The 22920-nt window shown below is 66.6% G+C and carries 30 protein-coding genes; 19 read left to right on the plus strand and 11 right to left on the minus strand.

The features are described from left to right. Nucleotides 1–119 precede the first annotated feature (119 nt). From ACYQ0L_RS09105 to ACYQ0L_RS09115, 3 genes are read left to right on the plus strand one after another with little or no spacing between them, the layout of a single operon-like run. A complete protein-coding gene (locus tag ACYQ0L_RS09105; protein WP_459788776.1) occupies nt 120–602 on the plus strand; it encodes a UPF0262 family protein in 483 nt (160 codons plus the stop codon). Between the two features lie 2 nt (nt 603–604). Beyond that, the gene (locus tag ACYQ0L_RS09110) at nt 605–1318 is read left to right on the plus strand and encodes a glycoside hydrolase family 25 protein (RefSeq protein ID WP_459788777.1); all 714 of its coding nucleotides are present in this window, start codon (nt 605–607) and stop codon (nt 1316–1318) included. Continuing rightward, a complete protein-coding gene (locus ACYQ0L_RS09115; RefSeq protein WP_459788778.1) occupies nt 1315–1740 on the plus strand; it encodes a cytidine deaminase in 426 nt (141 codons plus the stop codon). The genes ACYQ0L_RS09110 and ACYQ0L_RS09115 overlap by 4 nt, the downstream gene beginning before the upstream one ends. A 290-nt stretch (nt 1741–2030) precedes the next feature. On the opposite strand, the gene ACYQ0L_RS09120 is transcribed toward ACYQ0L_RS09115, so the two are convergent. Both ACYQ0L_RS09120 and ACYQ0L_RS09125 read right to left on the minus strand, forming a co-directional pair. Next, a complete protein-coding gene (locus tag ACYQ0L_RS09120) occupies nt 2031–3170 on the minus strand; it encodes a M14 family metallopeptidase (RefSeq protein WP_459788780.1) in 1140 nt (379 codons plus the stop codon). Continuing rightward, nucleotides 3167–3778, minus strand: coding sequence for a DUF4136 domain-containing protein (locus ACYQ0L_RS09125; protein ID WP_459788781.1), 612 nt, complete (start codon nt 3776–3778; stop codon nt 3167–3169). Before ACYQ0L_RS09125 ends, ACYQ0L_RS09120 begins: the two co-directional genes overlap by 4 nt. A gap of 225 nt (nt 3779–4003) precedes the next feature. On the opposite strand from ACYQ0L_RS09125, the gene ykgO reads away from it, so the two are divergent. After that, nucleotides 4004–4129 carry a type B 50S ribosomal protein L36 gene (gene ykgO, locus ACYQ0L_RS09130; protein ID WP_010235965.1) on the plus strand — a complete coding sequence of 42 codons (126 nt, stop codon included), beginning with the start codon at nt 4004–4006 and terminating at the stop codon, nt 4127–4129. Nucleotides 4130–4334: 205 nt separating this feature from the next. Here ykgO and ACYQ0L_RS09135 read toward each other — a convergent pair whose 3' ends face one another. After that, a complete protein-coding gene (locus tag ACYQ0L_RS09135) occupies nt 4335–4682 on the minus strand; it encodes a CC_3452 family protein (RefSeq protein WP_459788782.1) in 348 nt (115 codons plus the stop codon). Between the two features lie 167 nt (nt 4683–4849). Between ACYQ0L_RS09135 and ACYQ0L_RS09140 the strand changes: the two genes are divergently transcribed. Both ACYQ0L_RS09140 and ACYQ0L_RS09145 read left to right on the plus strand, forming a co-directional pair. Beyond that, nucleotides 4850–5428 (plus strand): winged helix-turn-helix transcriptional regulator, encoded by a 579-nt coding sequence (locus ACYQ0L_RS09140; RefSeq protein ID WP_459788784.1) that lies wholly within the window; start codon nt 4850–4852, stop codon nt 5426–5428. An 8-nt stretch (nt 5429–5436) separates the two neighbouring features. Continuing rightward, the gene (locus ACYQ0L_RS09145) at nt 5437–5739 is read left to right on the plus strand and encodes a hypothetical protein (RefSeq protein ID WP_459788785.1); all 303 of its coding nucleotides are present in this window, start codon (nt 5437–5439) and stop codon (nt 5737–5739) included. Here ACYQ0L_RS09145 and ACYQ0L_RS09150 read toward each other — a convergent pair. Beyond that, the gene (locus tag ACYQ0L_RS09150) at nt 5727–6842 is read right to left on the minus strand and encodes a glutathione S-transferase family protein (RefSeq protein WP_459788786.1); all 1116 of its coding nucleotides are present in this window, start codon (nt 6840–6842) and stop codon (nt 5727–5729) included. The two genes, ACYQ0L_RS09145 and ACYQ0L_RS09150, sit on opposite strands and share 13 nt — an antisense overlap. A gap of 640 nt (nt 6843–7482) precedes the next feature. Between ACYQ0L_RS09150 and ACYQ0L_RS09155 the strand changes: the two genes are divergently transcribed. Continuing rightward, nucleotides 7483–7917 (plus strand): hypothetical protein, encoded by a 435-nt coding sequence (locus ACYQ0L_RS09155; protein WP_459788787.1) that lies wholly within the window; start codon nt 7483–7485, stop codon nt 7915–7917. A gap of 270 nt (nt 7918–8187) precedes the next feature. On the opposite strand, the gene ACYQ0L_RS09160 is transcribed toward ACYQ0L_RS09155, so the two are convergent. Beyond that, a complete protein-coding gene (locus tag ACYQ0L_RS09160) occupies nt 8188–9696 on the minus strand; it encodes a YifB family Mg chelatase-like AAA ATPase (protein ID WP_459788788.1) in 1509 nt (502 codons plus the stop codon). 168 nt (nt 9697–9864) lie between these two features. On the opposite strand from ACYQ0L_RS09160, the gene ACYQ0L_RS09165 reads away from it, so the two are divergent. From ACYQ0L_RS09165 to ACYQ0L_RS09200, 8 genes are all read left to right on the plus strand, one after another. After that, entirely contained in the window at nt 9865–10737 is an 873-nt protein-coding gene (locus ACYQ0L_RS09165) for an alpha/beta hydrolase (RefSeq protein WP_459788789.1), read from the plus strand. Between the two features lie 95 nt (nt 10738–10832). Then, nucleotides 10833–10967 (plus strand): 50S ribosomal protein L34, encoded by a 135-nt coding sequence (gene rpmH, locus ACYQ0L_RS09170; protein WP_010235936.1) that lies wholly within the window; start codon nt 10833–10835, stop codon nt 10965–10967. A 94-nt stretch (nt 10968–11061) separates the two neighbouring features. Next, the gene (rnpA, locus tag ACYQ0L_RS09175) at nt 11062–11478 is read left to right on the plus strand and encodes a ribonuclease P protein component (RefSeq protein WP_459788791.1); all 417 of its coding nucleotides are present in this window, start codon (nt 11062–11064) and stop codon (nt 11476–11478) included. A gap of 17 nt (nt 11479–11495) precedes the next feature. Continuing rightward, nucleotides 11496–11693 (plus strand): membrane protein insertion efficiency factor YidD, encoded by a 198-nt coding sequence (gene yidD, locus ACYQ0L_RS09180; RefSeq protein WP_459788792.1) that lies wholly within the window; start codon nt 11496–11498, stop codon nt 11691–11693. Nucleotides 11694–11751: 58 nt separating this feature from the next. Beyond that, on the plus strand, nt 11752–13515 hold the full coding sequence (yidC, locus tag ACYQ0L_RS09185) for a membrane protein insertase YidC (RefSeq protein WP_459788794.1): 1764 nt from the start codon (nt 11752–11754) through the stop codon (nt 13513–13515). Nucleotides 13516–13565: 50 nt separating this feature from the next. After that, a complete protein-coding gene (gene yihA / locus ACYQ0L_RS09190; protein WP_459789024.1) occupies nt 13566–14168 on the plus strand; it encodes a ribosome biogenesis GTP-binding protein YihA/YsxC in 603 nt (200 codons plus the stop codon). A 78-nt stretch (nt 14169–14246) separates the two neighbouring features. Continuing rightward, nucleotides 14247–14927 (plus strand): glutathione S-transferase family protein, encoded by a 681-nt coding sequence (locus ACYQ0L_RS09195; RefSeq protein WP_459788795.1) that lies wholly within the window; start codon nt 14247–14249, stop codon nt 14925–14927. Beyond that, nucleotides 14888–15799, plus strand: a complete 912-nt coding sequence (locus ACYQ0L_RS09200) for a S1/P1 nuclease (protein ID WP_459788796.1) — start codon at nt 14888–14890, stop codon at nt 15797–15799. Before ACYQ0L_RS09195 ends, ACYQ0L_RS09200 begins: the two co-directional genes overlap by 40 nt. Here ACYQ0L_RS09200 and ACYQ0L_RS09205 read toward each other — a convergent pair. Next, the gene (locus ACYQ0L_RS09205; RefSeq protein WP_459788797.1) at nt 15796–16263 is read right to left on the minus strand and encodes a cupin domain-containing protein; all 468 of its coding nucleotides are present in this window, start codon (nt 16261–16263) and stop codon (nt 15796–15798) included. The genes ACYQ0L_RS09200 and ACYQ0L_RS09205 overlap by 4 nt on opposite strands. 29 nt (nt 16264–16292) lie before the next feature. Here ACYQ0L_RS09205 and dapE point away from each other — a divergent pair, with 29 nt between their 5' ends. The 3 genes from dapE (at nt 16293) to ACYQ0L_RS09220 (ending at nt 19057) form a co-directional block, all read left to right on the plus strand. Beyond that, nucleotides 16293–17429: a succinyl-diaminopimelate desuccinylase gene (dapE, locus tag ACYQ0L_RS09210; RefSeq protein ID WP_459788799.1), complete on the plus strand. Its 1137-nt coding sequence runs from the start codon at nt 16293–16295 to the stop codon at nt 17427–17429. A gap of 127 nt (nt 17430–17556) precedes the next feature. Continuing rightward, nucleotides 17557–18795 carry a dicarboxylate/amino acid:cation symporter gene (locus tag ACYQ0L_RS09215; protein WP_459788800.1) on the plus strand — a complete coding sequence of 413 codons (1239 nt, stop codon included), beginning with the start codon at nt 17557–17559 and terminating at the stop codon, nt 18793–18795. Then, nucleotides 18788–19057, plus strand: a complete 270-nt coding sequence (locus ACYQ0L_RS09220) for a hypothetical protein (protein ID WP_459788801.1) — start codon at nt 18788–18790, stop codon at nt 19055–19057. Before ACYQ0L_RS09215 ends, ACYQ0L_RS09220 begins: the two co-directional genes overlap by 8 nt. Here the strand turns inward: ACYQ0L_RS09220 and nth are convergent. Genes nth through dapB form a run of 3 tightly spaced genes read right to left on the minus strand, consistent with a single transcriptional unit; the run spans nt 19054 to nt 20977 of the window. Then, nucleotides 19054–19704: an endonuclease III gene (gene nth / locus ACYQ0L_RS09225; protein ID WP_459788802.1), complete on the minus strand. Its 651-nt coding sequence runs from the start codon at nt 19702–19704 to the stop codon at nt 19054–19056. The genes ACYQ0L_RS09220 and nth overlap by 4 nt on opposite strands. Before the next feature lie 20 nt (nt 19705–19724). After that, nucleotides 19725–20252: a hypothetical protein gene (locus tag ACYQ0L_RS09230; protein ID WP_459788804.1), complete on the minus strand. Its 528-nt coding sequence runs from the start codon at nt 20250–20252 to the stop codon at nt 19725–19727. After that, nucleotides 20249–20977 (minus strand): 4-hydroxy-tetrahydrodipicolinate reductase, encoded by a 729-nt coding sequence (gene dapB / locus ACYQ0L_RS09235; RefSeq protein WP_459789026.1) that lies wholly within the window; start codon nt 20975–20977, stop codon nt 20249–20251. The genes ACYQ0L_RS09230 and dapB overlap by 4 nt, the downstream gene beginning before the upstream one ends. Before the next feature lie 34 nt (nt 20978–21011). On the opposite strand from dapB, the gene ACYQ0L_RS09240 reads away from it, so the two are divergent. Beyond that, nucleotides 21012–21725 (plus strand): NAD-dependent deacylase, encoded by a 714-nt coding sequence (locus tag ACYQ0L_RS09240; protein ID WP_459788806.1) that lies wholly within the window; start codon nt 21012–21014, stop codon nt 21723–21725. A 74-nt stretch (nt 21726–21799) separates the two neighbouring features. Here ACYQ0L_RS09240 and ACYQ0L_RS09245 read toward each other — a convergent pair whose 3' ends face one another. Both ACYQ0L_RS09245 and ACYQ0L_RS09250 read right to left on the minus strand, forming a co-directional pair. Next, nucleotides 21800–22021: a hypothetical protein gene (locus ACYQ0L_RS09245; RefSeq protein WP_459788807.1), complete on the minus strand. Its 222-nt coding sequence runs from the start codon at nt 22019–22021 to the stop codon at nt 21800–21802. Nucleotides 22022–22146: 125 nt separating this feature from the next. Beyond that, complete coding sequence (locus ACYQ0L_RS09250; protein ID WP_459789027.1) at nt 22147–22920, minus strand: HesA/MoeB/ThiF family protein; 774 nt, start codon at nt 22918–22920, stop codon at nt 22147–22149.

Raw genomic sequence — 22920 nt, forward strand, 5'->3', positions numbered from 1 at the left:
CGCGCCGACCCGCAAGGCATCAGGCGCTCGCATTTTCCACCTCGCCCTGTGAATAGTGCGAACAAGGTGAACAGGCCTTGCCGGGGACATGACATTTCTGCGAAGGCAGGTGCGATCACATGGCCGACCACCGCATCTCGAAAATCGATCTCGACGATTCGACGATCCTGTGGCGCAATGCCGACGTCGAGCAGGAGCGGCGCGTCGCGATCTTCGACCTGATCGAGGAAAACACCTTCAAGCCCGTCCGCTCGGCGGACAAGGGCGCGGACGGCCCCTATCACCTCGCGCTGTCGGTCCGCGACGACCGGCTGGCGCTCGACATCGCGACCGAGGATGACGAACAGTTGGAGACGATCCTGCTGGGACTGGCGCGTTTCCGCCGCTCGATCCGCGACTATTTCGCGATCTGCGACAGCTATTACCAGGCGATTCGCAAGGCGACCCCGGCCGAGATCGAGACGATCGACATGGCCCGGCGCGGGGTTCACAACCGCGCGGCGGAGCTGCTGGTCGAACGGCTGGAGGGCAAGGTCGAAACCGATTTCGCCACCGCGCGCCGCCTGTTCACGCTGATCTGCGTCCTGCACATCCGGGGCTGAGCATGGCGAGGAAGACCGGACGTTCCCCAGGGCACAAGCCTTGGCTCAGGCTGTTGCTGGCCGTGCTGATCCTTGCTCCGATCGGTGGGGGCGTGTGGCTGTGGCTGGACCTGCGCACGTGGCAGCCGCCCGAAAGCGAATATCCCGAACAGGGCGCCGATCTGTCCGCAGGCGGCGCCGATGCCAATTTCGCGGTGCTCAAGGGCAGCGGGGCCGATTTCGTGTACCTGCCGGCAACCTCGGGCAGCGACCAGCGATCGGCCGCCTTCACCCGCAACTTGGCCGCCGCGCGCGCCGCCGGGCTGGAGGTGGGCGCGGTCCACGTGTTCGACCCGTGCGTGCCCGCCGATGGCCAGTCCGCCAATTTCGTCACTATCGTTCCGCGCGACGAAGCCCTGCTGCCGCCCGCCATCGCGTTGATCGACACGGGCGAGGACTGCCTCGAGCCGGTCACCAGCGGGCATGTGCGCAGCGAGCTTACGATTCTCGCCAATCAGATCGAGGCGCATGCGGGCAAGCCCGCGATCCTCAAGCTGGGGCGCGAATTCGAGGACGCGCACGGCGTCGCCGCGCGGATCGAACGCAACCTGTGGCTCGTGCGCACGCGCTTCGAGCCCGATTATGGAGGACGGCCATGGCTGATCTGGACCGCGAACGAGAATTACCACGGGCCGGGGAGCAAGGATCCCGTGGCATGGGTGGTGGTGCGGCCATGACCGATGCCCGCGATTCGGAACTGATCGCCGCCGCGCGCGCGGCGGCGCAAACCGCCTACGCGCCCTATTCGGATTACCCGGTGGGCGCGGCGCTGCGCTTCGAGGATGGCGCGGTCGTCACCGGGACCAATATCGAGAATGCGAGTTACGGCCTCTCGCTGTGCGCGGAGACCGTGGCGGTGGCCAAGGCGCTGGCCGACGGGCGGCGCGGCGGGCTGGTGACGCTCGCGGTGACCGGGCCGAAGGGCAAGGGCGGCGATGCGCCGATCACGCCATGCGGGCGGTGCCGACAGGTGCTCAACGAGATCGCGCAGCTCGGCGGCACCGACCCGCTGATCCTGTGCGTCGGCGCGAACGAGGTGATGGAAGTGCGCCTGTCGGCCCTGCTGCCGCACGGCTTCGGCCCCGCGCACCTCGATTAGGCCTCATCTACTTTCCTCCCCCGCAAGGGGTAGGAGCAGGCCGCGTCACGTCGTCCGGCATTTTCCTACTTCAGGCGCACAGGCTAGCGTGGCGACGGCTCTTTCCCATTGTCGTCCTCTCCGCTCACGCCCCACGCCTTTCGGGCGGGCGCGCGGTCCAAAACCCGCAAAGCGTCGCCCGCCGCGCTGCAAGTCTCTGAAGTACGAAGGATTTCTCAGGGTGACACCTGGGTGACACGTGTCACCCTGCGTCACTCCCCTCCCCCCTGAGGAGGGAGGGGAAACGGGGACTATCGCTCGTCGCTCTCCAGCCATTCGAGCAGCGCGCCGAGGCAATCGCGGGCCAAGACCTTGGAACGGTCAGGGCTCCAGCCCTGCAGCTCGTCCGGATAGTCGCCATTGTCCTTGAACGGCATTTCCAGCGTCATTGCGGTCGCGGCGTAGCGTTCGGCGACCTGATTGGTGCTGATCGCCAGATTGGCCGTGCCCGGGCCCGACTTGGGGTAGCCCTTGGCGGTCTGGAAATCGGGGCAGCGGCGATCGAGGATGCGCTGGTAGCGATAGAACCGCTCGCCATGCTCGTCGCTCCAACTCGGGATGCCTTCGTACCCGGCGAGGAACACGGCATCGATCGCCTCGTCCCCGTGGACATCCATCGCGAAATGGACGCCGGTTTCGTCCATCGCATTGCGGATGGCGAGCACTTCGGGCGAGTTTTCGAGCGTGGGCTCGGCCCATTCGCGGTTGAGGTTCACGCCCTTGGCATTGGTGCGCAGGTGCCCGCGCGCGCTGCCATCGGGATTGCAGTTGGGCACGATGTGGAAGCGGCACTTCTCGCGCAGCGCGCGGCCCAGCGTGTCGGTCGGGTCGCACAGCGCCTGCAGGGCGCCTTCCATCCACCATTCGGCCATGCTCTCGCCCGGATGCTGGCGCGCGTAGAGCCACACCTGCGTTTCGCCCTCGCCCATTTCGAGGCAGTCGAGCGGGCGCCCGTCGAGCGTTTCACCAAGCCTTTTGTGCGACACGCCTTCGCTGCTGGCGCATTCGGCGATCAGATCGTGGTGCCGGTCGATCGAGAAGGGTGCGAAATAGGCGAACCAGACCAGGTCGCCCGTGGGGGTGTAACGGATCGTCAGCGTGCCGCCTTCCTCGTCCTTGTCGAAGCTGGACGAAGCGCGGCCCCAGAAATCGCGGTCCTCGCTGACGCAGGCGTTGTAGCCGGGCCAGCCCGCCGGATAGGCGCTGTCGTTCAGGCCCACGATCTTCAGCATCAGTTCGCGCCCGCCCGCATTGGCGACGCGGAAATGGAACCACTGTTTGAATTCGCTGTCCTTGTCGTTCTTCAGGCGCAGCATCGCACTCGCCTGGTGGATGGTCATCACGTCGATGCTGCCACTGTCGAACGCGCTGTCGATGACGATATTGCTCAAGAATCGATCTCCACTTCGATGGTTTCTCCGTTGTTGCCCGGGAAGCCGCGGAACAGCGCATCGGCCAGTGCGGCGGCTGCGGGCTCGCTCTGTGCGAGCGGTGATTTGGCCGGGGCGTCCAGCCGCGCGCGACCTTCCCACAACACGTCGCCGCTTGCCCGGTCGCGGATGCGCACTTCCATGCGCGTGACCACGCGCTCTCCCGATCCGCCGCCCAGGTTGAAGCCGATGCCGAGCCCGACTCCGCCGCCGTAGCTGCCGGTCGATCCACCTGCGCCCACGCTCACCGGACCGCGGCGGCCATCCTCGTCGATGTTCGCGCGCTCGACACTGACGCTGGCGGTCTGGCTGGCGGCGGTGCGCGCATCTTCGGCGTAGCCGTACTGCGCCAGCTGCTGCGCGACCGCCTGCTTGTAGGGTGCCAGCGCGAGGCCCTGCTCGGGCGAACCCGGTGCGGTCTCGACGAACAGGCGCGCGTTGCCCAGCTGCGCGCGGGCATCGGTATCGACGAAGCGCGTCACCTCGATCGGCCCGGCGGGGCGCGTGCTGGCGCAGGCGGTGAGGGCGATCGGCAGGGCGATCAGTGCAAGAGTTGTACGGGCCTTCATGGTATGGGCCTTTCGTCGAGTCGGTGGGGTGTCACTTGTGGGTAACGCACGAGGGATGCAATCCGTGCCGCCCAAGTCGGCGGGCCTGCGCGCACTTGCTTGACTTTTTGGCGCCGAGACATAAATGGAGGCGCAACGATGGCGGCATCGCAGGCTGATCTGCGGTGCCGATTTGTTTTGTATGGGCCCCAATCGCGGGGCCAAAGCTTGTTTCAGGGTATTACCATGAAGATTCGCAACAGCCTCAAGTCGCTCAAGAATCGCCACCGCGACAACCGCGTGATTCGCCGTCGCGGGCGCACTTATGTGATCAACAAGACCAACAAGCGGATGAAGGCACGCCAGGGTTAATTCGGGCATGTTTGCCCGCACGACGCTGACTGTCGCCAGCTGAAGGTTGCCTGAGCGCGGGTGGCATAACGCCGCCCCGCGCCGTGAACCTGCGCGCGTTATGCGCATGAAAAAGCCCTCCGAGCCATAGCGGCGCGGAGGGCTTTTCGTTTGCGTCCGCCGCCCTGCGAATCGCGCTTCGGCGACCGCAGGGCAGGCGATTCGATCAGTCGGCCAGGGTGGCGCGGCAGGCGGCGAGGTCTTCGGCGGAAAGCTCGGTCCCGCCGACGGAGAAAGTCGCGACCTGGCCGAATTCGCTCGCGAGCTTTTCGCACACCACCGTCGGGCGCGAGCGGGCCTTGGTGCCGACGCAGGTGGTGCCCGAACAGATGAAGGTGCCGCCGCGGATGATCTCGGTCCGCTTTTCGACCGGCTGTTCCAGCGTGGCGCGATAATAGGCACCGGCGGCCTGCGCCGTGGTGGGCGCCAGCGACGCGCCGAAGGTCAGTGCGGTGGTGAGGGCGGCAACGCCGGCAATCGCTGCTGCGCGCAGGCGGGGCTTGGGAAAGGTCATGATGCAGGCTCCTTGCAAAAGGGGGCTTTCTGAATGTCTGGTCGCAGCCACGTTGGGTTGCGGAACGCCACCTACGGCTATAAGTTGCATATCGCAACTGGAAATTCAGTTTCGATTTTGTGACGGCCGGCAATTGCGGTAGGTTTCGAAATCTGGAGAGATTTTACATGGGTACAGAAGTCCGCGAGCCGCTGAAGGATCTGAGCGCCTGTGGGCTTCCCGCGGCGCTCGAAGTCATGGGCGAGCGGTGGAGCTTCATGATCCTGCGCGCCAGCTTCAACGGGATCCACCATTTCGAGGAATTCCTGAGCGAGCTGGGCATTGCCCGCAACATCCTCTCCAATCGGCTGAGCCGCCTTGTCGAACACGGCATTCTCGACCGGGTGCAGGACGAGGCCGACCGTCGCCGGGTGGAATATCGCCTGACCGAAAAGGGGTTGGACCTGCTGCCCGCAATGGTTTCGCTGCGGCACTGGGGCCTCAAATACGCCGATGGCGCATCCAGTATGGACCCGGTGATCGTGGACGAGCGGGATCGCATGCCGATCGGCCCGGTCGCCATGCTGGCGCATGACGGCCGCATCCTGGGCCCCGCCGACCTCAACATGATCGCGCGCAAGGACTTGCCCGCAGAAGGGCGCGACCGGAGCGAGGGTGGGGTGCCCAACGCGCCTCACGCGCTCCATACTGGTGGCAGTGTGGACGGCGACAGCGTGGACGACGACGCGCGCGAGGCGGCGGAGTAGGCGCCGCCTTGCCACGCGAAGTCGCGCATACGCCCGACGGCCGCTACATCATCGTCGACGGTGTGCTGTGGCGCGCAACCGATCCGCGCCTGTCCGAAGCGCGCCGCCAGTCGCTGGTCGATGAGCTGATGGATGCGCGCCGCGCGGTCGGCGCGGCGAAGCGGGCTGGCGACCACCGTGCCGAAAGCCGCGCGCGGGCCCGGGTCCATGCGGCGAAGGTCGCGCTGGGTGAGCGTGGGCCGGTGTGGTGGAGCGACGGCGCGCCCGACCTCACCCGCCATAAGCTCGCCAACACGCCCTACGCAGGCTGAGCCCACATCTCGATATTGTCCCGTCGCTCGACGCGGATCGGCAGGTCCGCCTCGATCAGGTCGGACAAGCCATGCTGCGCGAACAGCGTGTTGGCAGCCGGGTGGTGACCCGCCGCAAGCAGCCGCTGCCACAGGAAGAACGTGTAGGGCTGCACCCCGCCGGTATAGGCGACGTCGCGGAAGGAGGTTTCCACCTGCCCGATCACGCGGCGGTGCGGCTTGTCCGCCACCGGATCGCCCGGCTGCGGCGCATGCTCCGCCACATAGCCCCGCAGGAAGGCCAGCCGGTCGGTCAGGTCGGGCGTCAGCTCGCGCGCGATCTGTGCGAGCAGCGGCGGGAGCGTGTCGGGTAGCGCGTCCTCGGCGAAGTCGGGTGCGGGCTGCGCGAAGTCCACCAGATCGAGGCCGGGCGCATGCATCCGCTCGACCCAGCGGAATACCCGCGGCGCGGCCTTCTGCATGACCGAGAGCGGGACCGGATCGCGCCCCAGATGCGCGAACATCGGCCCGAACAGCGCGTAGTCGGCAATGCTCGGCACGGCGCCCAGCAGGAAGGGGAACTGCGCGAAATGCGCATCGAGATGCGTCAGCAACTCGCGATAGCTTTCCTCGATCGCCGGAATCGTTGCGGCATCGACGCCGAGCATGGGGAGGTAGGAATGCATCCGCGCCATCGTCGCCTCGGCGCGTTCCATATCGCCGCCGGTGGCGAAGGCATCGCGCAGGAACAGCTCCTGCTCGGCCAGATAGCTCCACCGGTAATGCATCGCATGGCGCGTCAGCCCGACGACCGCGTAAAGCTCGAACAGGTGTGCCAGCGCGAGCAAACGCGCATCGCCGGGGTAGGCGGGGTGCGGGACGGGCGCGCTGTCCTCCCCCTCGAAATGGTCGATGATATCGACCGTGTCCTGGATGATCGTGCCGTCCGCCAGCTCGACCACCGGAATGATCGCCCGCCCGATCGCGGGCATAACGCGCTCGGCAAACGCGGGATCGCTCGGCGGGCGCTCGACATAGGCGATCCGCTGCTTGCGCAGATAGGCGCGCGCGCGGCCGGTATAGAGCGAATGGGGCAGGCCCCACAGGGTGATGGGATCGGTCATGCTGGCGTGGTCCCGCGTGGGAGCGGGGAGGTCAAGGGTTACAAATTGTCCACTGTTACAGTCCGTCATAGACACGGCTAAATGACGGTGCGGGGCAAAAGATAAAATACCATTCATTTCTTGGTGTTGATTCGGGTGATACCTTGTCGGTTGCCGGCCGGAGTACCAAAAAAATGCCCCGCCGAAGCGGGGCAAGGTTGATGAATGGAGGAGGCGACCGAAGCCGCCGCCTTGTGATAACGGTGTCACATTATCGTGAGCGCCAGTGCGCCCGGACGTACTCCGGGCTGCCGTAGCGAATACGGCGGTAGGCCGACACATGGACCATTTTGCATTTTCCTTGCGGTTGGCGGAGGAACATGCGATCCACAAAGTGTTGAAAGAGTGATCACAGCGGTTCCTCCGCTAGGTTATTCGGGGGCCGGCCTTTTGGTCGGCCCTTTTTTGCTTTCAGGGTTTTCGAGCGCCTGGGCCCTCACCCTATCTCATCATCGCACCCATCCTTTCTGCGAACCCATTGAGGGCATTCGTGGGACTTTTCTACCCTAACGAGGGGCCTCAATGCAAGTGCCTGAGTTGCATGAGTGCACAGGTTGTGGCATGCCCGGTGATAACGTCGCCACAAGAAAGGACTCCGCAGATGGATGTCGTTGAAATTGCACGAGAAAAATTGGCGGAATTAGAGATTGAAGCCGAACGGCTTCGGCAATTCATTGCAACTTACGAGGCGCTTTCGGGGGCGGAGTCTGAAGTCAGGAATGCCTCTGCGCCAGTTTCTCAGCTCGGAACGAACGATGACTCCAAGGCGGGGGCAATCGATTCGCCATCTCCCAAGCGTGGTGACAAGCCGTCCAAAATCGTGAAAGCTGCCATTCAAGCTATCCGAGACCGCGGCAGCCCGATGACCCGCTCGGAGCTGGTCGGGACCTTGGAAAATCAGGGAATGGTGATAGGCGGCGCGGATAAGAACAAGAATATGGGCACCATTTTGTGGCGTTCCAAAAAATTCGAAAATGTCGAAGGACATGGTTACTGGCCCCTTGAAATGGGGGAGTGGGCGCTCTTCCAACTCTAGAGTGCGTGTTCGCACCATGTTCTGGTGGGGTGGAGTCAGGTGGGTGGTTTTGAAACTGTCATGGGGGTAGTGGCTCGATGTACGCATTCGGGCAAGTTCAGTCCCAGTTCTAAGAGTATCTCGAGCTCCCACTGTCCTACACTCCCCCACCGGGCTACCCCGTGCAGCGCTCTTTCAAACCGTCGATCCGCCCCCGCAGATCCGCGTCGTCAGGGCCGGCGGTTTTTAGCTCTTAGACACTGTGTCAGGTGTGTCAGGCCGCGCCGCCGCTCACGCCCGCGGCGCCTGCCGCCGGTAGCTCAGCGCTTCGGCCACGTGCACCCGGCCCACCTGCTCCGCACCGCCAAGATCCGCGATCGTGCGCGCCACCCGCAGCATGCGCACATAGCTGCGCGCCGAGAGCCGCATCGCCTCGGCCGCCTGCATCAGCAGCGTGCGTCCCGCCTCGTCGGGCGTGGCGAAGCGCTCCAGCATGTCGCCGTCGAGCTCGGCATTGGTGCGCGCGCCGCTTGTCGCTTCGCGCGCGCTCTGCACCTGTCGGGCGGTAGCCACGCGCGCGGCGACCTGCGCGCTCCCCTCTGCCGGTGGGGGCAGGGCAAGGTCGCTCGCGCTGACCGGCTCGACCTCCACGTGGCAATCGATCCGGTCGAGCATCGGCCCGCTGACCTTGCTCTGGTAATCGGCGGCGCACTTGGGCGCGCGCGAACAGGCGAGCGAGGGATCGCCCAGATGGCCGCAGCGGCACGGGTTCATCGCCGCGATCAGCTGGACCCGCGCGGGGTAGCTGACATGCGCATTGGCGCGCGCGACGTCGACCTTGCCGGTCTCGAGCGGCTGGCGCAGCGAATCGAGCACCGGCCGCTGGAATTCGGGCAGTTCGTCGAGGAACAGCACGCCCAGATGCGCGAGGGAGACCTCGCCCGGACGCACCTTCAGCCCGCCGCCGGTCAGCGCCGCCATGCTCGCCGAATGGTGCGGCGCGCGAAAGGGCCGCGCGCGGCTGATCCGCCCGCCTTCGAGCAGTCCGGCGACCGATTGCACCATGCTCACCTCCAGCGCCTCGGCCGGAGAAAGTGGGGGGAGGATGCCGGGCAGGCACGCGGCGAGCAGGCTCTTGCCGGCACCCGGCGCCCCGCTCATCAGAAGGTTGTGGCCGCCCGCCGCCGCGATCTCGAGCGCGCGCTTGGCACTCTCCTGTCCCTTCACCTGCCTGAGGTCGGGGCCGGGTAGTGCCTCTTCGACCGTGCCTAGCTGTGGTTCTGCGAGCTGTTGCGTTCCCTTGAGGTGGTTCAGCAGGCTGACCAGATCGGGCGCCGCGATCACCGGGATGCCGCTCGCCCAGCGCGCCTCCGCGCCCTGAATCGCGGGGCAGATCAGCCCGCACTCGGCCTCGCTGGCATGCATCGCGGCGAGCAGGACGCCGGGCGAGCCGACGATCCGCCCGTCGAGCGCGAGTTCGCCGACCGCGACGAAATCGGCCAGCTGCTCGCGGTCCGCCACGCCCATCGCGGCGAGCAGCGCGAGCGCGATCGGCAGGTCGTAGTGCGATCCGTCCTTGGGCAGGTCGGCGGGCGAGAGGTTCACGGTGATCCGCTTGGGCGGCAGCGCGAGGCCCATCGAGGCGAGCGCGGCCTGCACCCGCTCGCGGCTCTCGCTCACCGCCTTGTCGGGCAGGCCGACGACGCTGAAGCGCGGCAGGCCGGCGGCGAGCTGGCACTGCACCTCGACCGCGCGGGCCTCCAGCCCGAGATAGGCGACCGTGCGAACCGTTGCGACCACCGGCGGTCTCCCCCTTGCGCGCGCACCCCGCGTCACGCCCCCGGCAAGAGGTTGCCGCGTGCCGCGCGCATTGTCGAGGGCGCAAAGTCTCGATTCTCGCGCAGGTTACCGGGCCGGAAACCATTCTTGCTTCCATCATGGTAACGCAAATCCGGCAAAAGATTGCCGGTGCGCTGGCTGACCCCCCTTATTCCGGCACTCCTGACCACCCTCGGCCTGGCCCCTTCCCCCCTTCAGGCCGAGGGCTGGCTCGTCAGGGTCACCGTGACCGAAGAATGGATCGACGAAAGCGATCCGCGCTTCGGGGATGATGCCCCGGTCGACACCTACTTCGTGGCGAATGGTGTCGACCGGGATGCCCCGCCGCCAGCGCCCCGCATCTCTTACGTGTTTGCAGACCGGGCCATCACCTCTTTCCGCGCATCGGCGCCCACCGCGCTCGCCGCGTTCGGCCCGTTTCGCGTGATCGATCCGACGCGTGCCGCCCTCGTCGGCGTGACCGATGCGGCCACGCCCGCCCAGTTCGATGCTCTGCTGCGTGCCTACCCGCAGATGCGCACGCTCGACCTGGTCGAGGCGCCGGGGACCGAGAACGACCGGGCGAACCTTGCGGTCGGGCGGATGATTCGCGCCGCCGGGCTGACCACGCGCGTGCCGCGCGGCGGGTCGGTCCGCTCGGGCGCGGTCGAGCTGTTCCTGGCCGGCGAGCGGCGCGAAGTGGCGGACGGGGCGCGATTCGCGGTCCATTCGTGGCGCGACAATCGCGGGCGTGAGGCGGACGACTTTGCGCCGGACGCGCCCGAGCACCGCTATTACCTCGACTATTACCGCGAAATGGGCATGAGCGACGAGGGTGCGCGCGACTTCTACGCCATGACCAACGCCGTCCCCCATGCCCGGGCCCGCTGGCTCGATGCGGGGGCCATGCGCGGCTGGATTGCGCGAACCGCCGCGCAGGCGGCCAATGATAACGAGGCGGCTGGCGAGGCCGATGCTCCGCCACGCATCGCCTATCTTGACGTAACGGCGACGAGCCCGTAGAGGCCCGCGCTTGAAGTTCCGTCCCCGATGGGGCGGAGGAACTTGCGATTCGCCCGCGCCCAGCGCGGAGGGTCGACCCAGCATTCGAGGATATCATGAAGCGGACTTTCCAGCCCAGCAATCTCGTTCGTGCGCGTCGCCACGGCTTCTTCGCACGCAAGGCCACCACCGGCGGCCGCAAGGTTCTTGCCGCGCGTCGCAAGCGCGGCCGCAAGAAGCTCTGCGCGTAATCATCACGGTTTTGCGGGGCCTGCCGGCCTCGCCACGCTGTGTGACGATGCTTGCGGGCTCCCGATCGGGGGCCCGTTTGCCTATCTGGGTGCCATGAACACGCCCGAGACCGCCAGCCCGGCCACTATCGGCGCCGTCACGACGGACAACGTGCTGACCGCGCGCGCGGACTTTCTCGCGGCGAATCGCGGCCTGCGCGTGCCGATGCCGGGCTTCGTGCTGCTGGTGCGCCCGAATGAGGGGCGCGGTGTGCGCTACGGCATCACGGTGACCAAGAAGATCGGCAATGCGGTGGTGCGCAACCGCATGAAGCGCCGCTTTCGCGAACTGCTCTGGGCCCAGCTGCCCCACGGCGGCCTGCCCGATCACGATCATGTGCTGATCGGGCGCGAAGGCGGGGTGGAGCGCGATTTCTCCAGCTTGTCCGACGAACTGGTGCGTGCCCTCGGCAAGGCGGCCAGGGGCGAAGGGCAGCGCGGCCGGCCACCCCGCAAGCGGCGCTCGCGATGAGCCCGGTCAGGCGCGTCATGGTGCTGCTGATTCGCGGCTGGCAGATGGGGCCGAGCGCGATTCTTCCGCCCAGCTGTCGCTTCCAGCCCAGCTGTTCGCAATATGCCATCGAGGCAATCGAGAAACACGGCCCAATCAAGGGTGGATGGCTGGGCTTCAAGCGTATAATGCGCTGCCATCCATGGGGCGGGCACGGGCATGATCCGGTGCCCTAGCCGGACACCATGACCTTCGTTTTACCAATCGCCTGAAGAGCAAGCAGGACCACAGTTCTTGGACAATCAGCGCAATCTCATCTTCGCCGTGGTTTTGTGCGGCCTCATGATCCTGTTGTACGATACGGCGATCAGCTACTTCTACCCGGCCCCGCCCGAGACCGAGCAGGTCGACCGGGCGACCACGCCCGAACAGCGTGCGGGCCAGGAGATCGCGAACGAGACGGGCCTCGCGCCCAGCGTGGCGCAGCAGGCGATCGACCTTGAAGAGGCGCTGGCATCCGGCGACCGTGTGCGGATCGACGCACCGCGCGTGGAAGGTTCGATCAACCTCGTCGGCGCACGGGTCGACGATATCGAGTTGAAGGACCACCGGGCGACGGTCGACAAGGATAGCGGCCCGGTCCAGATGCTCGCGCCCGCAGGCACGCCGATCCAGAATTTCGCGCAGTTCGGGTTCGTGGGCGACGGCACCCAGCTGCCCGATTCGCGCACCGTATGGCAATCGAGCGGCGACACCCTGTCGCCGGGCAGCCCGGTCGAGCTGGCGTGGGACAATGACGAAGGGCAGCGTTTCCGCATTCGCCTCTCGATCGACGACAACTACATGATCACTGCCGAGCAGACCGTTGCCAACTATGGCAACGCGCCGGTGGTCGTCTCGCCCTTCGCCACCATCACCCGCACCAGCCTGACCGCGAGCAAGAGCACCTGGATCTCGCATTCCGGCCCCATCGGCACCTTCGGCGGCACCGTCGACTACGGACCCGATTACGACGATCTGGTCGAAGAGGGCGCTGTCGCCGGCGAGGCCGACCCCGCGTGGCTGGGCTTTACCGATGTCTACTGGCTCGGCGCGCTGATCCCTGAACGGGGCGCCGCGCTCGACACGGGCTTCCGTTCGCTCGGCAACGATCTGTTCCGCGCCGACCTGATCTACGATCCGATGGTCCTGCGCCCCGGGCGGCAGATCAGCCGCACGTCGCAGCTCTTCGCCGGGGCGAAGGAAAGCGGCGTGCTCGATGCCTACCAAGACGCCGGGATCGCGCAGTTCGGCCTCGCGATCGACTGGGGCTGGTTCCGCTGGTTCGAAAAGCCGATCCTGTGGCTCCTGCGGCAGATATTCTCGGTCGTCGGCAATTTCGGGGTCGCGATCATCCTCCTGACCTGCTGCGTGCGCGGACTGATGTTCCCGGTCGCGCAGAAAGGTTTCTCCAGCATGGCGAGCATGAAGGCGATCCAGCCGGAGATGAAAAAGCTGCAGGAGAAGCACAAGGACGACAAGGTCAAGCAGCAGCAGGAAATGCAGAAGCTGTTCAAGGACCAGGGCGTCAATCCGGTCGCCGGGTGCTTGCCGATGCTGCTGCAGATCCCCGTGTTCTTTGCGCTGTACAAGGTGCTGGTCCTCGCGATCGAGATGCGCCACCAGCCCTTCATCCTGTGGATCAAGGATCTGTCCGCGCCCGATCCGGCGCATGTCCTCAACCTGTTCGGCATGCTGCCATGGGAGGTCCCCGGCTTCCTCGCACTGGGCCCGCTCGCCCTGCTGCTTGGCTTCACGATGTGGCTGACCTTCCGACTCAACCCGTCGAGCATGGACCCGATGCAGCAGCAGATCTTCAGCATCATGCCGTGGGTGCTGATGTTCGTGATGGCACCCTTTGCGGCCGGGCTGTTGCTGTACTGGAACACGTCCAACCTGCTGACGCTGGCGCAGCAGAAATACCTCTATTCCAAGCATCCCCAGCTCAAGGCGGCAGCCGAGAAGGAGCGGGCGGAGAAAGAGGCGAAAGCCCGGCAGCCATCGGAAGGCAAGGCGTGAGCACGAAGGAAACAGGCCCGCAAACGCCGGAGGAGATCGCCGCCGCGCGGATGGTCTCCGGCCGGGTCGAATTCCTGCTGAGCGCGCCGCAGCTGAAGTTCCTGCCCGACCCGACGGTGCCTGAAGTGGCGCTGGCGGGCCGGTCCAACGTGGGCAAAAGCTCGCTGCTGAACGCGCTGACCATGCGCAAGGGCATCGCGCGCGCTTCGGTCACGCCGGGGCGCACGCAGGAACTCAACATCTTTGAGGTCGGCGCGCCGACGCAGTTCCGGCTGGTCGACATGCCCGGCTACGGCTTTGCCAAGGCGCCTAAGAGCGTGGTCGAGAAATGGCAGGGGCTGGTGCGCACCTACCTGCGCGGGCGGCCGGTGCTGGCGCGCGCGCTGGTGCTGGTCGACAGCCGCCATGGGCTCAAGGACTCCGACCGCGCGATGATGAAGATGCTGGACGAGGCGGCCGTCGGCTATCGCATCGTCCTGACCAAGAGCGACAAGATCAAGGCCAGCGCGCTTGCCGAAACGCACGACAAGGTCGCGGCGGAGGCGAAGAAGCACCCCGCCGCCTTTCCCGAGATCCACCTGACCAGCGCCGAAAAGGGGCAGGGCATCGCGGCCCTGCGCGCGGCAGTGGTCGCCGATGCGCTGACGCCGTAGGCCCTCCTGCGCTCGACAGGGCGTGGGCAGCCCTTTAACCGCATGCTCACCCCCCTCGAGAACGCGACGCGGCACGACATGAAACTGATCATCGGCAACAAGAACTATTCCAGCTGGAGCCTGCGCGGCTGGCTCGCCTGCAAGCAGGCCGGCCTCTCCTTCGACGAGATCACCGTGCCCCTGTTCGGCGAGGACTGGGAGGCCAAGAAGCGCAGCGATGGCGAGTTGACCCCGTCTTCGGGCAAGGTGCCCGTGTTGTGGGACACCAACGAGGATGGGGAGGCCGTCGTGTGGGACAGTCTCGCGATTCTGGAATATCTGGCCGACAAGGTCGGGCGCGATCGCTTCTGGCCGAAAGAGGATGCGGCGCGCGCGATGGCTCGTGCGATGGTCGCCGAGATGCACAGCTCGTACCTCTCGCTGCGGCGCGAGTGCCCGATGAATATTCGCGTTCGGCACGAGAACGCGAAGATTTCGGAAGGCACGAAGCACGACGTCGTCCGCATCCTCGGCCTGTGGGCGGAGGCGCGGGCGCGCTTCGGCAACGGCGGGCCGTTCCTGTTCGGCACCTTCGGCGCGGCGGATATCTTCTATGCCCCCGTGGTCAGCCGTTTCATCACCTACGGCTTCGGTGTACCGGGCTTCGCGCAAAGCTACATGCAGGCGGTCTGGACGCACGACTGGCTCCAGCAATGGATTGCCGCCGCCGAGGACGAACAATGGGTCATCGAACAATACGAGAGCATGCCCGCCGCATAGGCGCGCGCATCGGTGCGGGGCTCGGGCTGCTGGCGCTGGTGATGCACGCCCCGGTTTCGGCCTGGGGCTATTATGCCCACGGGATCACCGCTGAAATCGCGCTTGCCAACATCAAGCCCGAGACGCGCGCCAAGCTGGACCGGCTCTTTAGAGCCGAGGCGCAGATGGGCACGCCCGATTGCGCGCTGGGCAACCTGGTGGAAGCGGCAACCTGGCCCGACTGCATCCGGCGCGAGGGCTGGCGCTGGGGTTATACCTCGGCCTGGCATTACCAGACCGAGCCGGTGACCGAGGAATACGACGCGCGCAAGAACTGCTCCGGCGGCAACTGCGTCAGCGCGCAGATCGAACGGAACTTCCACATTCTCGCCGACGAGAGCCTGCCCGACAATGTCCGGCTGGAGGCGCTCGCCTTCGTCGTCCACTTCGCGGGCGACATCCACATGCCGCTGCATTCGGGCGACCTCGACGACCGGGGCGGCAACGACCGCGAGGCCGCCTATGGCATCGCACCGGGGCTCAACCTGCACTGGATCTGGGACGGTCCGCTGGCCGAGCGCGCGATCACCAGCGCGCGGCCCACGCTGGTCCGCCGCTACACCGCGGCCGAGCGTGCCGACCTGGCGGGAGGTACACCCGCCGACTGGGGCCGCGAAAGCTGGGAGACCGCGCGCGATTTCGTCTACCCCAATGCCTTCGACCGCAGCCCGCTCGACGGGCCCCTGCCCGACGAAACCGCACTGACGCAGGAAGCTATCGAGGCGGCGATTCCCGTCTCGCAACGCCGGGTCACGCAGGCCGGGCTGCGGATCGCGTACCTGCTCGACCGCGCGATGGCGCCGGGGCCGCTGCCCGAGCCGACCCGAGACTAGGGCGTGCGCTTGGCTGCGTAGCGCGTGCCGTCCTTGTGAGCGTAACCCTCGGCGTCGAAGCCCATGTCGATATCGGGATATTCGCCCGAGTCGCCATCCTTCGGCCCCGCGCTGATCGCCACGAAGACGCAATCGGCATCGCTGCAGTTCTGGAGGTGGTGGCCGTTCGCGACCCCCGCTGCCCATGCGACGACATCGCCGGGGCGGATGATAGTTTCACCGTCATCCTCCACCAGCACCGCCTCGCCCGCCAGCATGACCACCAGTTCGTCTTCCGCGCTGTGCCAATGCCGCTGGCTCGACCACGCCCCCGGCTTCAGCACCACGTGGCTCGCCCCCATCCGCGTCAGTCCGGCAACGGGCGCAAGACGGCGATACCAGCGCCCCTGCACTTCGCGGTCGAAAGGGGCGGGATAGCCGGTCGCGTTGGTCTGAGGGATCGCATCGAGATCGAGCTTGGGCATCGGCGAAGTCTCCTGCTAGCGCACCAGGCATGACTGATGTGCTCGACCTCGCCAAGCGGCTGATCGCCGCGCCCAGCGTTACCCCGGCCACCGGCGGGGTGTTCGACGAAATGCAGGCCATGCTCGAGCCGCTGGGGTTTGAGATTCACCGCTTCGTTCGCGGCGACGGACGCGAAGGATCGGACGAGGCTCCGGTCGAGAACCTGTTCGCGATCCGGCGGGGCCCCGAGGGGGGGAAGCATCTCGCCTTTGCCGGACATCTTGATGTCGTGCCACCCGGTACGGGCTGGGCGAGCGATGCGTTCGAGCCCGAGCAGCGCGGCGAGCTGCTCTACGGACGCGGCGCGGTCGACATGAAGGGCGCGATTGCCTGCATGGTCGCCGCCGTGGCCGATGTGCCGCGCGAAGCAGGCACGATCAGCTTCGTCATCACCGGCGACGAGGAAGGGCCGGCGCTGCACGGCACCCGGGCGCTGATCGATTTCATGCGCGCGAACGACCATGCGCCCGACCTGTGCCTCGTCGGCGAGCCGACCAGCGTGAACCGGCTGGGCGACATGATGAAGATCGGTCGGCGCGGCTCGGTCAACATGTGGCTGAGCGCCAAGGGCATGCAGGGCCACGTCGCCTATCCGCATCTGGCGGACAATCCGATCCCGCGGCTGGTCGCCGCGATGGGTGAGCTGGAGGCGCTCGAGCTGGACGAAGGCACCGACTGGTTCCAGCCGAGCAATCTCGAGATCACCGATATCGAGGTCGGCAATCCTGCGCATAACGTGATCCCCGGTGAGGCCCGGGCGCGCCTTTCCATCCGGTTCAACGACCTGCATTCGGGCGCTTCGCTCAGCGAAAAGGTGACCGCGATCTGCGCCCAGCATCAGGTCGATGTGCGCCCCGTGATCTCGGGCGAGCCGTTCCTGACCCCGCCGGGCGACTTTTCGCAGCTGATCGCCGCGGCGGTGGAGGCCGAGACGGGCGTGGTGCCCGAAGCTTCCACCAGCGGCGGGACATCGGATGCACGCTTCCTGCGCGCGGTCTGCCCCGTGATCGAATTCGGGCTGGTGAACGCCACCATGCACAAGACCGACGAGGCGGTGGCGGTGGAGGATCTGGCGGCGCTGGCCCGAATCTACACCCGGATCGCAAAGGCTGCGCTCGCGGCATAAACGTCATCGCGAGCGGCTGCAGGCGCTGCGGCGATCAATGGCCCACACCGGTCTGCGCACGTGCGCTCTATCGGTCTCCGGATTGCTTCGCTACGCATCGACGACCAAGGATAAGGGGGAAGAAGACTTGTTCGCCAAATGGTTCGCCATTCCGCTGTGGCAGCGGGTGATTGCCGCGCTCGTGCTCGGCATCATCACCGGCCGGCTGTGGGGCCCCGACGCGGAAAGCATCAAGATCATCGGCGACGTCTTCATCGCCTTCATCAAGATGCTGGTCGTCCCGCTGATCTTCTTCAGCCTCGTCTCGGGCGTCGCGGCGATCGGCGACCTGCGCAAGCTGGGTGCCGTCGGCGGCCGGGCGCTGCTGATCTTCGTGGTGACCGGACAGATCGCGGTGTGGCTGGGCCTCTTCCTCGGCACGGTGATCCAGCCGGGGATCGGCGTGGATACCACCGGGCTGGACCTGGGGCCAACGCCGGTGCCGAACGAGACCACCTGGCGCGAGATGATCCTGGGCATCGTGCCGCAAAGCCCGGTGCAGGTGATGGCGGACGTCAACGTGCTGCCGCTGATCGTCTTCTCCCTGCTGATCGGGATCGGCATCCTGATGGCAAAGGAAGAGGGCGGACCGGTCCAGAAGATCTTCGATTCGGGCGCGGTGGTGATGCAGAACGTCACCATGGTGGTGATGGAGTTGACACCGTTCGGCGTATTCGCGCTCATGGCATGGGTTTCCGGCACGCTCGGCTTCGATGCGCTGGTTGCGCTCGGCAAGCTGGTTGGCCTGAACTATTTCGGCTGCCTGCTGATCATCTTCGTTATGTATTCGGCGATGATAAAGCTGATCGCGCGGCTGCCGGTGATCGGTTTCTTCCGCGGGATCGTGGACGCGATGGCGGTCAGCTATTCCACCGCCAGCTCCAACGCGACGCTGCCGGTGACGCTGCGCTGTGCGGAGCGCAACCTCGGCGTCTCCAACTCGGTCGCCAGCTTCGTGATCGCGCTGGGGGCGACGATCAACATGAACGGCACCGCGATGTATCTGGGGTTGGCGACGCTGTTCGGCGCGCAGATCTTCGGCGTGGACCTGAGCTGGGGCCAGTACTTCCTGATCTCGATCCTCGCGACTTTGGGTGCGGTCGGCGCGGCGGGCATTCCCGGCGCGGGGCTGATCATGATGGCGCTGGTGTTCGGCGCGGTCGGGGTGCCGCTGGAAACGATCGCCTTCGTCGCAGGGGTAGACCGGATCATGGACATGATGCGCACCACCACCAATGTCAGCGGCGACGCTGCGGTGGCGGTGACGGTCGCCAACATGACCGGCGAACTGGACCGCGAAGAACTGATCAGTGCCGACGATGTGTAGCCTCCGCGTTCTCGTCACAGGGGCGGCGTGCGCGCTGCTCGCTGCCTGCACGCAGGGCGGCGGCGCGGCCTGCGGAGGCACGTCGATCACGGTGCCCCAGGACGGCGCGGGCTTCACCGTGCCGCAGCTGATGGCGCATGCGACCGCGATGGGGATGAACCAGCAGGAAGCGGAGACGCTGATCTATCTGGAAGGCATCAGCCCGCAGGCGACGCTGCAGCCGGGCGAGACCATCTGCCTCGACGGGAAGCCCGACCGCTAGCGGCCTTTCGGCTTTTCCAGCACCTTCTTGCGGAAACTGCACAGGTCGACGAGCTCGCAGTGCCAGCATTCGGGCGTGCGCGCCTTGCATACGTAGCGGCCGTGCAGGATCAGCCAGTGGTGTGCGTGGAGGCGGAAGGGGCCCGGCACGCGCTTTTCCAGCTTGGCCTCGACCTGCTCGGGAGTCTTGCCCTTGGCGAGGCCGGTGCGGTTGCCGACGCGGAAGATATGCGTGTCGACCGCGAAGGTTTCCTGCCCAAAGGCGCAGTTGAGCACGACATTGGCGGTCTTGCGGCCGACGCCGGGCAGCGTGACCAGCTCCTCGCGCGTTTGCGGCACCTTGCCGCCATGCTCGTCCACCAGCAGCCGCGCCATCGCGATGACGTTCCTGGCCTTGGAATTGAACAGCCCGATCGTCTTGATGTGCTGCTTTAGCCCCTCTTCGCCCAGATCGAGCATTTGCTGCGGCGTCTCCACCTCGGCAAACAGGGCGCGCGTGGCCTTGTTGACACCGACATCGGTCGCCTGAGCGCTCAGCGTTACCGCGACGAGCAGCTGGTAGGCGTTGCCATATTCCAGCTCGGTCTCGGGCGAAGGGTTGCCTTCGGCCAGGCGGCGGAAGAATTCGAAGATCTGGTCTTTGGTCATGGCAGAAGTCGGATGTGGTCCTATCGCAACCAGCGCGCCATTGCCGGGAAGGGGGCCATTCCCTGCTCCTGCGCCCGGTGCGGCTCGGCGGTCATCCCGTAGAGCGCGAGCATCGGGGTACCGATGCCCGGGCCCACAAGGAAGCTGGAGCGCAGATTGGGGGCATCGCCCCGATAGCCGCCATCGTGAAACAGCTGTTCGGGAGTGATCCCGCATTGCAGCGAGGCCGCGTAGGACCAGGCGATCGCCATCATCTCGGCGGCCGGGTCGGCTTCGACGGGGCCCAGCGAAGGGCGATCCTCGGGCGCGGCGCCGGCGATATGCCCACCCTCGTGCAACAGGTCGCCAGGCCAGATCGGCGTCTCGGGATCGACCAGCAGGCGCCCGTTCACGATCGCCAGCCCGTCGAGCGGTTGCTTCTGGCCATCCCCGCTAAACCAGTCGACCTCGATGCCCACCTCTTCGAGAAAGGCGAGGCAGCGCGCGGCCGCAGCTTCTCCGCCGCCTTCCTCGCGCCACTGGCAGGCCGCAGCGTCCACCTTGCTCATAGACCCAGCACATCCTCCATGGCGTAGCGCGCGGGCTCCTTGCCGATCAGCCATTCGGCGCCCGTCAGCGCGCCCTGTGCGAAGAGCGAACGGTCCTCCGCCACGTGGCGTAGCTCGATCCGCTCGTTCTCGCCCGCCAGGATGACGCTGTGCTCGCCCGCGACCGTGCCGCCGCGCAAGGACGCAAAGCCGATCGCGCCGTCGCCGCGCGCGCCCGTATGGCCGTCGCGCCCGCGCTCCGAATGCGCGGCAAGGTCGATCCCGCGCCCCTGTGCCGCCGCCTCGCCCAGAAGCAGTGCGGTGCCCGAAGGGGCATCGACCTTCCGGCGGTGGTGCATCTCGACGATCTCGACATCCCACTGCGGGCCCAGCGCGCTCGCCGCCTCGCGCACGAGCTTCGCCAGCATGGTCACGCCGAGCGAGGTATTGCCGGTCTGCAGCACGGCGACCGCGTGCGCGGCATGGTCGATCGCGGTGTGGTGCTGTTCTTCCAGCCCGGTCGTCCCGATCAGGATCGGCACCCCCGCGCCGACCGCCGCATGCAGATTGCCCTCGAGCGCCTGCGGCGCGGAAAAGTCGATCAGCACGTCGCTGCGGTCGGCCAGCCCGGCAACATCCTCGCCCCGGTCCACGCCGCCTGCAAGGCTGTGCTCGCCTGCTTCGATCGCAGCGGCGATCGCCTGCCCCATGCGCCCGTCGCGCCCGATGATTCCGATTGCCGCCATTGCGCTTCCGTCTTGCCAGTGTTTGATGCGTTCCATGGCAGACATTCGCAACATCGTCATCCTGACAGGCGCCGGGATATCCGCAGAGAGTGGGATCGATACGTTTCGCGACGCCGGCGGCCTGTGGGAAAAACACCGGATCGAGGATGTCGCCACGCCGGAGGCGTTCGCGCGTAATCCGGCGCTGGTGCAGGGCTTCTACGATGCGCGGCGTGCGGCGCTCGATTCGGTCGAGCCCAATGCGGCCCACGCGGCGCTGGCGCAGCTCGATGCGCAGTGGCCTGACGATGACGATCGCAGCCTGCTGATCGTGACGCAGAATGTCGACGACCTGCACGAGCGTGCGGGCGCACGCCGTGTGCTGCACATGCACGGGGAACTGCGCAGCGCCCTGTGCGCATCCTGCGGGCACCGCGTGGCGTGGAGCGGCCCGCTGAGGGGCGCGCCCGCCTGCGCATCCTGCGGCGCGCCTGCCCTGCGCCCCGATGTCGTGTGGTTCGGCGAGATGCCCTACGAGATGGAGCGCATCTATGCCGCGCTCGCGAAGGCCGATCTTTTCGTGTCGATCGGGACGAGCGGGGCGGTCTATCCCGCAGCGGGCTTCGTGCAGGAAGCGGCGGCCTATGGTGCGCGCACGCTCGAACTCAATCTGCAGCGCAGCGAAGGCTCGCACTGGTTCGACGAATCGCGCCAGGGCAGGGCGGGTGTGCTGGTGCCGGAATGGGTGGCGAGCGTGCTGGAGAGCTAGCGGCAAACGAAAACGGGCCGGAGGGAAGATCCCTCCGGCCCGTTCGAACAGCTAGCAAAGCTGATAGGTGGTGTTTACGCGCTCACACCATCATCGTCGTCCGCGATCAGAAGCGCACCGACGCCGATGGCACCGATGGCGAGGATGATGGCTGCGGCACCAATGCCGCCGGAGAGTTCGGATTCACCTTCGACCGGCGCAACGGCGCGGTCCATCGACGGTGCGGCCTGAAGCGCGACGGGAGCTGCGGCCAGCGATGCTGCGGCTGCGAGGCCTGCGAAATTCTTGATATTCATAAAATACTTCTCCTGTTCGACGTCTCAGAAAAGCATGACGGGCGAATTTGTTTCGCGATCGCAATATTTTTCGGTCGACGGTTGTCTGTTCGCGATGGGCGGCACGAGGAGCGCCGCCAAGCCACTCAGCGCGTACCCGGTGATCCGCAGCCCCGGCAGTGCGGGTCCTTGGCGATTGTCAGCGTGCGCATGGCGGGCTTGAGGCCGTCGATCAGGTGGAGTTCGCCCCAGCGCGGATCGCCGAACGTGCTCGCGCCGCCAAGAAGCACGCGGATTGCCTGCATCGCGGCGAAGCTGCCCACCCAGCCGACCATCGCGCCCAGGATCCCGTCCTCGGCGCAGGTGTCGCAGTCGTCCGCATCGAAGGCATCGCCGACGAAGCACCGGTAGCAGGGCCGGTCGGGCAGGTGCCCGGCGAAGGCTCCCACCTGGCCCTGAAAGCGCCCCACCGCCGCCGAGAGCAGCGGAATGCCCGCCGCGACGCATGCGTCCGACACCGCGAGCCGGGTGGCGAAATTGTCGGTCCCGTCAAGCACGAGATCCGCGTCGGTAATCCGCGCGGCGGCATTTTGCGCGTCGATCCGGTCGTCATAGACGTCTGCCGGAATCGCGCCGTCGAAATTGGCGAGCCACCGGCGCGCTGCGACCGCCTTGGCGTGGCCGATGTCGCGGGTGGTGTAGATCGTCTGGCGCTGGAGGTTGGAGAGCTCGACATCGCCCGAATCGATCAGCGTGAGCCGCCCGATCCCCGCGCCCGCGAGATATTGCAGCGCCGGGCTGCCGATCCCGCCGAGGCCGACCAGCGCGACATGCTTTTCAGCGAGCGTGGCCTGCCCCGCGCCGCCCACTTCGGGCAGCACGATGTGACGTGCGAAACGCTCCAGCCGTTCGGGTGCCAT

It is taken from the genome of Alteriqipengyuania triglochinis (assembly GCF_054655655.1).

What these genes read in the sequence shown, in the direction of transcription:
- ACYQ0L_RS09105 (WP_459788776.1), top strand. Translation starts at nt 120, where the DNA reads ATGGCCGACCACCGCATCTCGAAAATCGATCTCGACGATTCGACGATC.
- ACYQ0L_RS09110 (WP_459788777.1), top strand. Translation starts at nt 605, where the DNA reads ATGGCGAGGAAGACCGGACGTTCCCCAGGGCACAAGCCTTGGCTCAGG.
- ACYQ0L_RS09115 (WP_459788778.1), top strand. Translation starts at nt 1,315, where the DNA reads ATGACCGATGCCCGCGATTCGGAACTGATCGCCGCCGCGCGCGCGGCG.
- ACYQ0L_RS09125 (WP_459788781.1), bottom strand. Translation starts at nt 3,778, where the DNA reads ATGAAGGCCCGTACAACTCTTGCACTGATCGCCCTGCCGATCGCCCTC.
- ykgO (WP_010235965.1), top strand. Translation starts at nt 4,004, where the DNA reads ATGAAGATTCGCAACAGCCTCAAGTCGCTCAAGAATCGCCACCGCGAC.
- ACYQ0L_RS09135 (WP_459788782.1), bottom strand. Translation starts at nt 4,682, where the DNA reads ATGACCTTTCCCAAGCCCCGCCTGCGCGCAGCAGCGATTGCCGGCGTT.
- ACYQ0L_RS09140 (WP_459788784.1), top strand. Translation starts at nt 4,850, where the DNA reads ATGGGTACAGAAGTCCGCGAGCCGCTGAAGGATCTGAGCGCCTGTGGG.
- ACYQ0L_RS09150 (WP_459788786.1), bottom strand. Translation starts at nt 6,842, where the DNA reads ATGACCGATCCCATCACCCTGTGGGGCCTGCCCCATTCGCTCTATACC.
- ACYQ0L_RS09155 (WP_459788787.1), top strand. Translation starts at nt 7,483, where the DNA reads ATGGATGTCGTTGAAATTGCACGAGAAAAATTGGCGGAATTAGAGATT.
- rpmH (WP_010235936.1), top strand. Translation starts at nt 10,833, where the DNA reads ATGAAGCGGACTTTCCAGCCCAGCAATCTCGTTCGTGCGCGTCGCCAC.
- rnpA (WP_459788791.1), top strand. Translation starts at nt 11,062, where the DNA reads ATGAACACGCCCGAGACCGCCAGCCCGGCCACTATCGGCGCCGTCACG.
- yidD (WP_459788792.1), top strand. Translation starts at nt 11,496, where the DNA reads ATGGTGCTGCTGATTCGCGGCTGGCAGATGGGGCCGAGCGCGATTCTT.
- yihA (WP_459789024.1), top strand. Translation starts at nt 13,566, where the DNA reads ATGGTCTCCGGCCGGGTCGAATTCCTGCTGAGCGCGCCGCAGCTGAAG.
- ACYQ0L_RS09195 (WP_459788795.1), top strand. Translation starts at nt 14,247, where the DNA reads ATGAAACTGATCATCGGCAACAAGAACTATTCCAGCTGGAGCCTGCGC.
- ACYQ0L_RS09200 (WP_459788796.1), top strand. Translation starts at nt 14,888, where the DNA reads ATGGGTCATCGAACAATACGAGAGCATGCCCGCCGCATAGGCGCGCGC.
- ACYQ0L_RS09205 (WP_459788797.1), bottom strand. Translation starts at nt 16,263, where the DNA reads ATGCCCAAGCTCGATCTCGATGCGATCCCTCAGACCAACGCGACCGGC.
- dapE (WP_459788799.1), top strand. Translation starts at nt 16,293, where the DNA reads ATGACTGATGTGCTCGACCTCGCCAAGCGGCTGATCGCCGCGCCCAGC.
- ACYQ0L_RS09220 (WP_459788801.1), top strand. Translation starts at nt 18,788, where the DNA reads ATGTGTAGCCTCCGCGTTCTCGTCACAGGGGCGGCGTGCGCGCTGCTC.
- nth (WP_459788802.1), bottom strand. Translation starts at nt 19,704, where the DNA reads ATGACCAAAGACCAGATCTTCGAATTCTTCCGCCGCCTGGCCGAAGGC.
- ACYQ0L_RS09230 (WP_459788804.1), bottom strand. Translation starts at nt 20,252, where the DNA reads ATGAGCAAGGTGGACGCTGCGGCCTGCCAGTGGCGCGAGGAAGGCGGC.
- dapB (WP_459789026.1), bottom strand. Translation starts at nt 20,977, where the DNA reads ATGGCGGCAATCGGAATCATCGGGCGCGACGGGCGCATGGGGCAGGCG.
- ACYQ0L_RS09240 (WP_459788806.1), top strand. Translation starts at nt 21,012, where the DNA reads ATGGCAGACATTCGCAACATCGTCATCCTGACAGGCGCCGGGATATCC.
- ACYQ0L_RS09245 (WP_459788807.1), bottom strand. Translation starts at nt 22,021, where the DNA reads ATGAATATCAAGAATTTCGCAGGCCTCGCAGCCGCAGCATCGCTGGCC.
- ACYQ0L_RS09250 (WP_459789027.1), bottom strand. Translation starts at nt 22,920, where the DNA reads ATGGCACCCGAACGGCTGGAGCGTTTCGCACGTCACATCGTGCTGCCC.